We start from the raw sequence: 11096 nt of genomic DNA, 5'->3' as shown, positions 1-11096 counted from the left end.
GCTCGGATCGCGAGCCCGAGCATTGAACACCGGGAACGGGGGTGATCGGAAGACCTCATTCCGGAACGTTGCGCGGACCACTGCGCGAGGGGGCGCTGGCCGAGGCCTCGACGGCGTTCGGGTCGACGGTCGCGCCCTGGCTGCCGCACGGGTTCTGAGCCGCGGGCCCCGGGGGCGCGTGCGTCAGCGGGTCTGGCAGTCCGGGCACCAGAAGAGGTTCCGGGCCGCCAGGTCCGCGGTGCGGATCTCCGCGGTGCAGAGGTGGCAGGGCAGGTGGGCGCGCCGGTAGACGTAGACCTCGCCGCCGTGGTCGTCCACGCGGGGCGGCCGGCCCATCGCCTCGGGGGTGTGCTCGGGGCGGACGGTGTCGATGCGGTTGAGGCGGACGCCCTCGCGCATGAGTTCCACGAGGTCCGCCCAGATCGCGTCCCATTCGCGGCGCGTCAGGTCGCGGCCGGCGCGGTAGGGGTCGATGCCGTGGCGGAAGAGGACCTCGGCGCGGTAGACGTTGCCGACTCCGGCGATGACCTTCTGGTCCATGAGCAGGGCGGCGATGGTGGTGCGGGAGGCCGAGACGCGGCGCCAGGCACGGTCGGGGTCGTCGCCGTCGCGGAGCGGGTCGGGGCCGAGGCGGTCGTGTATCGCCTGCTTCTCGGCGTCCGTGATGAGCGCGCAGGTGGTGGGGCCGCGGAGGTCGACGTACGACTCGGGGTTGGCGAGGCGCAGCCGGACGGTGTCGGTGGGCGGCGGGGCCGGGGCGTCGCCGAAGGCCACCTTGCCGAAGAGGCCGAGGTGGATGTGGATCCAGCCGGCGCCGCCGAAGCCGAGGAAGAGGTGCTTGCCGTGGGCCTCGGCGGTGTCGAGCACGGCGCCGTCGAGCAGGGCCGCGGAGGCGGTGAACCTGCCCTGCGGGCTGGTCACCCGCGCGGACCGGCCGCCGAACCGTTCCCGGTGGTCGGCGGCCAGTCGGTGGATCGTGTGCCCCTCGGGCATCAGGCGGTCGGCTCCTGCGGGTGGTGGGCCGGGATCGGGGGGAGCTCGCCGGTGGTCTCGTAGGCGGTGAGCATGTCGATCCGGCGGGTGTGACGCTCGTCACCGGAGTAGGGGGTGTTGAGGAAGATCTCGACGAACTTCGTCGCCTCTTCCCGCGTGTGCATCCGGCCGCCGACGGAGATCACGTTGGCGTTGTTGTGCTCGCGGCCGAGGGCGGCGGTCTGCTCGCTCCAGGCGAGGGCGGCGCGCACCCCCTTCACCTTGTTCGCGGCGATCTGCTCGCCGTTGCCCGAACCGCCGATGACGATGCCCAGGCTGTCCGCGTCCGCTGCCGTCTTCTCGGCGGCGCGCAGGCAGAACGGCGGGTAGTCGTCGAGGGCGTCGTAGATGTGGGGACCGCAGTCGACGGGCTCGTGGCCGTGTGCCGTGAGCCACTCCACGAGGTGGTTCTTGAGTTCAAAGCCGGCGTGGTCGGAACCGATGTAGACGCGCATGAGGCGAGTGTGGCACGTCGGGGGCCGGGTAGCAGGCAGCGGGGTGGGGACCTTCGTCCGGTCTGGTACGGACCTTCGACTCTCGCGCAGTGGTCCGCGCAACGTTCCGGAATGAGGTCTTCCGATCACCCCCGTTCCCGGTGTTCAATGCTCGGGCTCGCGATCCGAGCGACCCCCACACGCAAGGAAGCGTTCATGAACACGCAACCGACCCTGACCAAGGACGGCGAGGAGACCGGCACCCCCGGGACGCCGCCCTCCGGCGACGGCCTCAAGGCCGGTCTCAAGAACCGCCATCTGTCGATGATCGCCATCGGCGGCGTCATCGGCGCCGGCCTCTTCGTCGGCTCCGGCTCCGGCATCGCCGCCGCCGGCCCGGCGATCCTGCTCTCCTACGCCCTCGTCGGCACGATGGTCGTCTTCGTGATGCGGATGCTGGGCGAGATGGCGGCCGCGCGGCCGTCCTCCGGCTCCTTCTCCGCCTACGCCGACCAGGCGCTCGGCCGCTGGGCCGGATTCAGCATCGGCTGGCTCTACTGGTTCTTCTGGGTCGTGGTGCTCGCCGTCGAGGCGACCGCGGGCGCGGTGATCCTGGAGAGCTGGGTGCCCGCGGTGCCGCAGTGGGCCTGGGCCCTCATCGTGATGGTGGTGCTCACCGCCACCAACCTCGGCTCGGTCGCCTCCTACGGCGAGTTCGAGTTCTGGTTCGCCGGCATCAAGGTCGTCGCGATCGGCGCGTTCGTCGTCATCGGTCTGCTCGCCGTCTTCGGCGTGCTGCCCGGCTCGGACAACCCGGGCGCCGGGTTCGCGCACCTCACCGACAGCGGGGGCTTCTTCCCGATGGGCGCGGGGGCGATCCTCACCGGCGTGCTGATGGTCGTCTTCTCCTTCATGGGCAGCGAGATCGTCACCCTGGCCGCCGGCGAGTCCGAGGACCCGCAGAAGGCCGTCACCAGGGCCACCAACAGCGTCATCTGGCGGATCGGCGTCTTCTACCTGGGCTCGATCTTCGTCGTCCTGACCCTGCTGCCGTGGAACGACAAGTCGATCACGGAGAAGGGCTCGTACGTCGCCGCCCTCGACTCCATCGGCATCGCGCACGCCGGCCAGATCATGAACGTGATCGTCCTCACGGCCGTGCTCTCCTGCCTGAACTCGGGCCTCTACACCGCCTCCCGCATGGCCTTCTCGCTCGGCCGCCGCGGTGACGCACCCAAGGCCTTCGCCAAGGTCAACAAGCGGGGCGTGCCGGTGGCCGCGATCCTCGGCTCCGTCGTCTTCGGCTTCGTCGCGGTCTTCTTCAACTACAAGTGGCCGGACACCGTCTTCGCGTTCCTGCTGAACTCGTCCGGCGCGGTGGCGCTCTTCGTCTGGCTGGTCATCTGCGTGACCCAGCTGCGGATGCGCGGCATCATCCTGCGCGAGACGCCGGAGAAGCTCGTGGTGCGGATGTGGCTCTTCCCGTACCTGACGTGGGCGACGATCGGCATGATCGTCTTCGTCCTCGGCTACATGCTCTACGACGGCGGCAGCGCCCGTGAACAGGTCGTCCTGTCGCTGCTGGTGGCCGCGCTGGTGATCGCCGTGTCGCTGGTCAAGGAGCGCGTCGCGAAGTCCAGGGCGTCGTCCCCGACCGAGTAGGACTCGCGGAGCGCCGCGTACGAAGGAGGGCCCGCCGTTCCCCGGGGAACGGCGGGCCCTCCTCGTGTCCGTGCGGGCGGTGGATCAGCCCTTGCGGCCGAGCAGCTTCCAGGCGGTCGGCAGGACGCCCATCGCGAGCGCCGCCTTCAGGGCGTCGCCGATGAGGAACGGGGTGAGGCCGGCGGCGACGGCCTGGCCGAGGCTCATGCCGGTGGCGAGGGCCAGGTAGGGCACGCCGACCGCGTAGACGATCGCGGAGCCGAGGACCATCGCGCCGGCGGTGCGCAGGACCGAGCGGTCCGCGCCGCGGCGGGCGAGGGCGCCGACGACGGTCGCGGCGAGCAGCATGCCGAGGACGTAGCCGAAGGACGGCATGCCGTAGCCCGAGGTGGCCTGCGCGAACCACGGCACGCCCGCCATGCCCGCCACGGCGTACAGGGCCAGGGCGAGGAAGCCGCGGCGGGCGCCGAGCGCGGTGCCGACGAGCAGGGCGGCGAAGGTCTGGCCCGAGACCGGGACCGGGGAGCCGGGGACCGGGACGGAGAGCTGCGCGGCGAGGCCGGTGAGGGTGGCGCCGCCGACGACCTTGATGCCGGCGAACCAGAACTCGAACTCGCCGTAGGAGGCGACCGAGCCGAGGTTGGTGGCGGTGAGCACCACCATCACGATGAGGGCCCAGGCCCACTGCGGCACCGCGGGCACCCAGCTCTCCAGGATCACCGCGCCCGCGGTCGCCTCGACGGCGAGCACCACGACCCAGAAGAACCAGTAGAGCCAGCCGATGCTGAATCGGGTGGGTGGGACGCCTTGACGGTATGCCAGGAGTGAACGCTCGATCACCGTCAGCCGCCGACAAAGCGACGGCCGACTGCTTCGTGGAGATCGAACAAACCCCGCCGCTCCCCCTTCTCGCCACGTGATGCTTGTCACTGGGAAGTCCTGCCCCGAGGTCCCTTTTGCGCCAGGGGTCCTTCACTGGAGAGACTGTGGGGTCTCCATAAACCGTCAGAGAGCACGAGCCTCCACATGCACGACTCCCTCGCCTCCGCACCGGAGCCCCTCTCCCCCGGTCTGAAGCAGCGTCATCTGACGATGCTGGGGCTCGGCGGTGTGATCGGCGCCGGGCTCTTCGTCGGCTCCGGCGCGGGCATCGCCGTCGCCGGGCCCGGCATCGTGGTCTCGTATCTGATCGCCGGCGCCCTCGCGATGCTGGTCATGCGGATGCTGGGCGAGATGTCGGCGGCGATGCCGGCCTCGGGAGCCTTCTCGGTGCACGCCGAGCGGGCGCTGGGCCGCTGGGCCGGCTTCTCGGTGGGCTGGCTGTACTGGTTCCTGCTCGTCGTCGTGCTCGCCGTGGAGGCGACGGGCGCGGCGCAGATCGCGCACGGCTGGGTGCCCGGCGTGCCGCAGTGGGGCTGGGTGCTGGCCTTCATGGTCGTGTTCACCCTGGCCAACCTGGCGGCGGTGAAGAACTTCGGCGAGTTCGAGTTCTGGTTCGCGGCGCTCAAGGTCGGCGCGATCGTCCTCTTCCTCATCCTCGGCACGCTGGCGATCGTCGGGTGGCTGCCGGACACCGATCCGGTCGGGCTCGCGAACCTGACCGGGCAGGGCGGCTTCCTGCCCAACGGCTGGTCGGGGGTGATCTCCGGGGTCCTCGCGGTCGTCTTCGCCTTCGGCGGTCTGGAGGTCGTCACGATCGCGGCGGCCGAGTCCGACGACCCGGCGCGGAACGTGGCACGGGCGGTGCGCAGTGCGGTCTGGCGGATCCTCCTGTTCTACGTGGGTTCGATGCTGGTCATCGTGACGCTGCTGCCCTGGACGTCGATGCGGCCGGGCGAGTCGCCGTACGTCGCCGTCCTGGAGGCCATCGGGGTGCCGGCGGCGGGCCAGATCATGAACGTGGTGGTGTTCGTGGCGCTGCTGTCGGCGCTGAACGCCAACCTGTACGGCTCCTCGCGGATGGTGTTCTCGCTGGCCGAGCGCGGCGAGGCGCCGAAGGGGCTGCTCCGGGTCTCCGGCGGCGGGAAGGCCCCGGGGGCGAAGTCCGCGGGGGTGCCGCGCCGGGCGGTGCTCGCCTCGGTGGCCTTCGGCTTCGTCTCCGTACTCCTCAATCTGAAGTGGCCGGACTCCGTCTTCCTCTACATGCTCAACGCGGTCGGCGCGGTGCTGCTGTTCGTCTGGGCGCTGATCGCCGTCTCGCAGCTGCGGCTGCGGCGCCGGATCGAGCGCGAGGCCCCGGAGACGCTGACCCTGCGGATGTGGGGCTTCCCGTGGCTGACCTGGGCGGCGCTGGCCGCGATGGGCGCGGTCCTGGTCCTGATGCTGACGGACGACGCGGCCCGGCCGCAGGTGCTGTGGTCGGGGGCGGCGACCGGGGCGGTGCTGCTGGTGGCCTGGATCAGGGAGCTGCGGGCGGGGCGGGAGCCGCAGACGTAGCGGGGAAGTGCGTACGGAACGGGAGCCGTGCACGAAGCGGGCGTCGCGTACGAAGCGGGGTGGGATCTTCACCTTGTGTGAAGCTCGTGCCCGTATAGCGGACATCCGTTCCCTGTGAGCGGTGATGGCCCCCAGACTGTGGGCCTCCTCCCCGTCTCAGCTAGTGAACAGGGCTCGCCCATGTCTCGGACCACCGCGCCCGCGCCGGACGACCGCAAGGACGGCGCGACCTCCCCGGCCGAGGGCCTCGGCCACGGCCTCAAGCAGCGCCATCTCTCGATGATCGCCCTCGGTGGCGTCATCGGCGCCGGGCTCTTCGTCGGCTCCGGCGCCGGTATCGCCGCCGCCGGGCCCTCGATCGTGATCGCCTACGCGATCTCCGGCATCCTCGTGATGCTGGTGATGCGGATGCTCGGTGAGATGTCCGCGGCGAACCCGGCCTCCGGCTCGTTCTCGGTCCACGCGGAGCGGGCCCTCGGCCCCTGGGCGGGCTTCACCGCCGGCTGGGCGTTCTGGTTCCTGCTCTGTGTCGCCGTCGGCCTGGAGGGGATCGGCGCGGCGAAGATCATGACCGGCTGGTTCCCGGGCAGCCCCGAGTGGGCCTGGGTCGCGCTCTTCATGCTGGTCTTCTGCGGCACCAACCTGGCGGCCGTGAAGAACTTCGGCGAGTTCGAGTTCTGGTTCGCCGCGCTGAAGGTCGGCGCGATCGTCCTCTTCCTCGGCATCGGCGTCCTCGCGATCGCCGGCGTCCTGCCCGGCACGGACGCCCCCGGCACCGCCCACCTGACCGGCGAGGGCGGTTTCCTCCCGCACGGCACCGAGGGCCTGATCGTGGGTCTGCTCGCCTCCGTCTTCGCGTACGGCGGCCTGGAGACGGTCACCATCGCGGCGGCCGAGTCGGAGCACCCGGTGCGGGGCGTCGCCAAGGCCGTCAAGACGGCGATGTGGCGGATCGCGCTCTTCTACATCGGATCGATGGCGGTCATCGTGACCCTGGTCCCGTGGGACGACAAGGCGGTCGTCGAGAAGGGCCCGTACGTCGCGACCCTCGACCACCTGGGCATCCCGGCGGCGGGCCAGATCATGAACGTCGTCGTGCTCGTCGCCCTGCTGTCGGCGATGAACGCCAACATCTACGGCGCCTCCCGCATGGCCGGCTCGCTGGTCTCCCGCGGCCAGGGCCCGAAGGCGCTCGGCCGCACCTTCGGCGGCGTCCCCCGCCCGGCGGTGCTCGTCTCCTCGGTCTTCGGCTTCGCCTGCGTGCTGTTGAGCTACTGGCGTCCGGACGACATCTTCGTCTGGCTGCTCAACACGATCGGCGCGATCATCCTGGTCGTCTGGTTCTTCATCGCCGCCTCCCAGCTGGTGCTGCGCCGCCGCACCGAGCGCGAGGCGCCGGAGAAGCTGGTCGTGCGGATGTGGGCCTTCCCGGTGCTGACCTGGGTGGCGCTGGCCGGCATGGCGGCGATCTTCGTCCTGATGGCCCGTGAGGAGGGCACCCGGGTGCAGCTGTACTGGACGGGCGGCCTGACGCTGCTGCTCGCCGTCGTCGGCTTCGCGCGGCAGAAGCTGCGGGGGCCGGTGGCCGAGGACGCCTGACCCGCCTCCCCTCCCCCTTCCCGCGCGCCCCGTCGAGCTCCCGCTCGGCGGGGCGCTCCGCCGTCTCCGGACGGGTGCGGCCCGTTCGGACCAGGGCGGGGCAGCCGTACGAACGAACCAGCGACGTAGGACCGGCTTAGGACCAAGGACTGATCAACATCCGACGCACCTACTGTTAGCCTGCACTTGCATAAGGGTTGCAATAAGAGGTCAGCGAAGGGCTCGGCAATGGCGATCTACACACTTCCGGAGCTGCCGTACGACTACGCGGCGCTGGAGCCGGTGATCAATCCGCAGATCATCGAGCTGCACCACGACAAGCACCACGCCGCGTACGTCAAGGGCGCGAACGACACCCTGGAGCAGCTGGAGGAGGCGCGCGACAAGGACCAGTGGGGCTCGATCAACGGCCTGGAGAAGAACCTGGCCTTCCACCTCTCCGGCCACATCCTCCACTCCATCTACTGGAACAACATGAACAGCCCGAAGGACGGGGGCGGCGGCGAGCCGCTGGCCGCCGACGGCGTCGGTGACCTCGCGGACGCGATCACCGAGTCCTTCGGCTCCTTCGCCAAGTTCAAGGCCCAGCTGACCAAGGCGTCCGCGACCACCCAGGGCTCCGGCTGGGGCGTCCTCGCGTACGAGCCGATCAGCGGCCGCCTGATCGTCGAGCAGGTCTACGACCACCAGGGCAACGTCGGCCAGGGCTCCGTCCCGGTCCTCGTCTTCGACGCCTGGGAGCACGCCTTCTACCTGCAGTACAAGAACCAGAAGGTGGACTTCATCGAGGCCATGTGGCAGGTCGTCAACTGGCAGGACGTGAGCAAGCGCTACCACGCCGCCAAGGCCTCCGTACCGCTGATCTCCTTCTGAGGCCCGGAGTCGGCGGGCTCCCCCGACGTCCCACTCGTGATCGTCTTCTCAACCTTCACGTGCGGGCGGAATGACGAAGAACCCCCGTGATGACGTGAATCACGGGGGTCCTTCTGTATCTGGAGGGGGAAAGCCCGTGCTCCCGCCCGCCATGGGAGGATCGGGGCTGTTTCGAACGTGCCACGAAGGAGTGACCGTGCCCGGTGAGAATCTGTCCCGCGACGAGGCCCACGAGCGGGCGGCGCTGCTGTCCGTCGACGGGTACGAGGTCGTCCTCGACCTGCGCTCGGCGGTCGGCGACTCGGCGGAGGCCGTGCGCACCTTCCGCTCCGAGACGACGATCCGCTTCCGTCGTACCGGCGCGGGCACGAGCACGTTCGTGGACCTGATCGCCCCGTCCGTGACCTCGGTCACCCTCAACGGGCGCGCCCTCGACCCGGCGGCCGTGTTCGACGGCTCCCGGATCGCGCTCGACGAACTCGCCGACGAGAACACGCTGGTCGTGGACGCGCAGTGCGCCTACAGCCGGACCGGCGAGGGCATGCACCGCTTCGTCGACCCCGAGGACGGCGAGGTCTACCTCTACACGCAGTACGAGCCGGCCGACGCCCGCCGGGTGTACGCCACCTTCGAGCAGCCCGACCTCAAGGCCCCGCACCTGTTCTCGGTGACCGCGCCCGAGGGCTGGACGGTCTGGTCGAACGGCGCGGGCGAGCAGGACGCCGACGGCGTGTGGCGGTTCGCCGTGACGGCGCCGATCTCCACGTACATCAGCTGCGTCGTGGCCGGCCCCTACCACTACGTCACCGACGCGTACACGCGGACGCTGGCCGACGGGACCGAGCTGGAGATCCCGCTGGGCGCGATGTGCCGCAAGGGGCTCGCGAAGCACTTCGACGCGGACGACGTCTTCCTGGTCACCAAGCAGGGCCTCGACTTCTTCCACGACCACTTCGACTACCCGTACCCCTTCGGGAAGTACGACCAGGCCTTCGTCCCCGAGTACAACCTCGGCGCGATGGAGAACCCGGGCATGGTGACCTTCCGCGAGGAGTACATCTACCGGGGCAAGGTGACGCAGGCGGCGTACGAGCGCCGGGCGAACGTCATCCTGCACGAGATGGCCCACATGTGGTTCGGCGACCTCGTCACCATGGTGTGGTGGGACGACCTGTGGCTGAAGGAGTCCTTCGCGGACTTCATGGGCTCCTTCTCGCTCGCCGAGGCGACCCGCTTCACCAACAGCTGGGTGACCTTCGCCAACAACCGCAAGGCCTGGGCCTACCGCGCCGACCAGCTGCCCTCCACGCACCCGATCACGGCCGACATCCGTGACCTGGAGGACGCCAAGCTCAACTTCGACGGCATCACCTACGCCAAGGGCGCCTCGGTCCTCAAGCAGCTCGTCGCGTACGCCGGACGGGACGCGTTCCTGGAGGGCGCGCGCCGCTACTTCAAGCGCCACGCCTACGGGAACACCCGGCTCGCCGACCTCCTCACCATCCTGGAGGAGACCTCGGGCCGCGACATGAAGGCCTGGGCGAAGTCCTGGCTCCAGACCTCCGGCGTGAACACCCTGACGCCGGCCGTGAGCTACGACGCGGAGGGCCGGATCACCGAGCTCGCCGTCGTCCAGGAGGGCGACGAGCTGCGCCCCCACCGGGCGGCCGTCGGCCTCTACCGGCTCGTGGACGGGGAGCTCACCCGGTACGCGCGCGCCGAGGCCGACATCACCGGCGCCCGGACCGTCGTCGCCGAACTGGCGGGCGCGGAGCGGCCCGACCTCGTCCTGGTCAACGACGACGACCTCACCTACTGCAAGGTCCGCTTCGACGAGGGCTCGCTGGCCACCCTGCGGGCCCACCTCGGCGGGATCACCGACCCGCTGGCCCGCGCCCTGTGCTGGTCGGCGCTGTGGAACCTGACCCGCGACGGCCTCATGCCCGCCCGGGACTTCGTCTCCGTGGTCCTCGGCTTCGCGGGCCGCGAGACGGACATCGGCGTCCTCCAGATGCTGCACGCCTGGGCCGGTGCGGCGGTCACCCACTACGCGGCCCCCGCCTGGCGCGAGGAGGGCGGGCGGCTGCTCGCCGAGGGCGCCCTGCGCGAGCTGCGGGTGGCCGAGCCGGGCAGCGAGCACCAGCTGACCTGGGCGCGGTTCTTCGCCGCGACGGCCTCCTCCGACGCCGACCTCCAGCTCCTGGAGGGGCTGCTGGACGGCACGGCGAGGATCGACGGGCTCGACGTCGACCAGGAGATGCGCTGGTCGCTGCTCTCGCCGCTGGCCGTGCGCGGCCGCGCGGACGAGACCCGGATCGGCGAGGAGCTCGGCCGGGACGACACGGCGACGGGCAAGCGCCACCAGGTCCGCCTGCTGGCCTCGCGTCCCTCGGCTGCCGTCAAGGCGCAGGCCTGGGCGCAGGTGGTCGAGTCGGACACCCTGTCGAACGCGCTGGTCGAGGCGACGATCGCGGGCTTCGTGCAGTCCTCGCAGCGGGAGCTGATCGCCCCCTACGCGGAGAAGTACTTCACGGCCATCGAGCGGCTCTGGGCCGAGCGGTCGATCCAGATCGGCATGGACGTCGTCCGCGGTCTGTTCCCGGGGCTCCAGGACGACCCGGCGACGCTGGCCGCCACGGACGCCTGGCTGGCGGAGCACGCGGCGGCCGCGCCGGCCCTGCGCCGGCTGGTCCTCGAATCGCGGGACGACCTGGCGCGCGCCCTGCGGGCGCAGGAGTGCGACCGCCTGGCCGGCTGACGCACGGGGCACGAAGGCACGGGTGCACGGCGGCGGGGGTCGCGGAGATCGGTCCGCGGCCCCCGCCGGGCTGTCCGGAGCGGAGCGGGTCGGGGCGGCCGAGGCAGCTCGGGCCGGACCGGCGCTGGTCGGGACGGCTCGGGCGGGGCGGCGCGGCGCGGGCGGGCGCTGGTCGGGACCACTCGGGGCGGGTCGGCCCGGCTCCGGCCCGCTCGGGGCGTGTCCCTCATCGGCACTCGAACGCGCGTACTTTAGGACGGGGTTGTCCCCGATTGTCGACGAGCGTGTAACAGGGGTTAGGG

At 70.9% G+C, this 11096-nt stretch carries 8 protein-coding genes and 1 pseudogene; 6 read left to right on the top strand and 3 right to left on the bottom strand.

Features of this window, described 5'->3' with window-relative positions; all coding sequences use genetic code 11:
* Nucleotides 1-158 (top strand): annotated as a pseudogene (locus EAO70_RS40410) (GNAT family N-acetyltransferase); the annotation flags it as partial.
* 25 nt (nucleotides 159-183) lie between these two features.
* On the opposite strand, the gene EAO70_RS19125 reads toward EAO70_RS40410, so the two are convergent.
* Nucleotides 184-993 carry an Fpg/Nei family DNA glycosylase gene (locus tag EAO70_RS19125; protein WP_148004116.1) on the bottom strand — a complete coding sequence of 270 codons (810 nt, stop codon included), beginning with the start codon at nucleotides 991-993 and terminating at the stop codon, nucleotides 184-186.
* Nucleotides 993-1487, bottom strand: a complete 495-nt coding sequence (locus EAO70_RS19120; protein WP_148004115.1) for a ribose-5-phosphate isomerase — start codon at nucleotides 1485-1487, stop codon at nucleotides 993-995. Before EAO70_RS19120 ends, EAO70_RS19125 begins: the two co-directional genes overlap by 1 nt.
* A 195-nt stretch (nucleotides 1488-1682) precedes the next feature.
* On the opposite strand from EAO70_RS19120, the gene EAO70_RS19115 reads away from it, so the two are divergent.
* Nucleotides 1683-3128, top strand: coding sequence for an amino acid permease (locus EAO70_RS19115; protein WP_148004114.1), 1446 nt, complete (start codon nucleotides 1683-1685; stop codon nucleotides 3126-3128).
* An 84-nt stretch (nucleotides 3129-3212) separates the two neighbouring features.
* Here the strand turns inward: EAO70_RS19115 and EAO70_RS19110 are convergent, their stop codons facing one another.
* Nucleotides 3213-3968 (bottom strand): biotin transporter BioY, encoded by a 756-nt coding sequence (locus EAO70_RS19110; RefSeq protein ID WP_187283949.1) that lies wholly within the window; start codon nucleotides 3966-3968, stop codon nucleotides 3213-3215.
* Between the two features lie 186 nt (nucleotides 3969-4154).
* On the opposite strand from EAO70_RS19110, the gene EAO70_RS19105 reads away from it, so the two are divergent.
* The 4 genes from EAO70_RS19105 to pepN all read left to right on the top strand — a co-directional run bounded on the left by EAO70_RS19105 (nucleotide 4155) and on the right by pepN (nucleotide 10794).
* Complete coding sequence (locus EAO70_RS19105; RefSeq protein WP_148004113.1) at nucleotides 4155-5564, top strand: amino acid permease; 1410 nt, start codon at nucleotides 4155-4157, stop codon at nucleotides 5562-5564.
* A gap of 180 nt (nucleotides 5565-5744) precedes the next feature.
* Nucleotides 5745-7163, top strand: a complete 1419-nt coding sequence (locus EAO70_RS19100; protein WP_148004112.1) for an amino acid permease — start codon at nucleotides 5745-5747, stop codon at nucleotides 7161-7163.
* Nucleotides 7164-7391: 228 nt separating this feature from the next.
* On the top strand, nucleotides 7392-8036 hold the full coding sequence (locus tag EAO70_RS19095) for a superoxide dismutase (RefSeq protein ID WP_073913969.1): 645 nt from the start codon (nucleotides 7392-7394) through the stop codon (nucleotides 8034-8036).
* Nucleotides 8037-8232: 196 nt separating this feature from the next.
* Complete coding sequence (gene pepN, locus EAO70_RS19090; RefSeq protein ID WP_148004111.1) at nucleotides 8233-10794, top strand: aminopeptidase N; 2562 nt, start codon at nucleotides 8233-8235, stop codon at nucleotides 10792-10794.
* Nucleotides 10795-11096: the final 302 nt, after the last annotated feature.

Source organism: Streptomyces sp. adm13(2018) (assembly GCF_008042145.1).
Classification (GTDB): domain Bacteria; phylum Actinomycetota; class Actinomycetes; order Streptomycetales; family Streptomycetaceae; genus Streptomyces.
The sequence above is the reverse complement of the archived record's forward strand: the minus strand, read 5'-3'. Positions and strand labels throughout refer to the sequence as shown.

Coding starts and splice junctions, on each gene's coding strand:
- EAO70_RS19105 (WP_148004113.1), top strand. CDS start 4,155: ATGCACGACTCCCTCGCCTCCGCACCGGAGCCCCTCTCCCCCGGTCTG.
- EAO70_RS19120 (WP_148004115.1), bottom strand. CDS start 1,487: ATGCGCGTCTACATCGGTTCCGACCACGCCGGCTTTGAACTCAAGAAC.
- EAO70_RS19115 (WP_148004114.1), top strand. CDS start 1,683: ATGAACACGCAACCGACCCTGACCAAGGACGGCGAGGAGACCGGCACC.
- EAO70_RS19100 (WP_148004112.1), top strand. CDS start 5,745: ATGTCTCGGACCACCGCGCCCGCGCCGGACGACCGCAAGGACGGCGCG.
- EAO70_RS19125 (WP_148004116.1), bottom strand. CDS start 993: ATGCCCGAGGGGCACACGATCCACCGACTGGCCGCCGACCACCGGGAA.
- EAO70_RS19095 (WP_073913969.1), top strand. CDS start 7,392: ATGGCGATCTACACACTTCCGGAGCTGCCGTACGACTACGCGGCGCTG.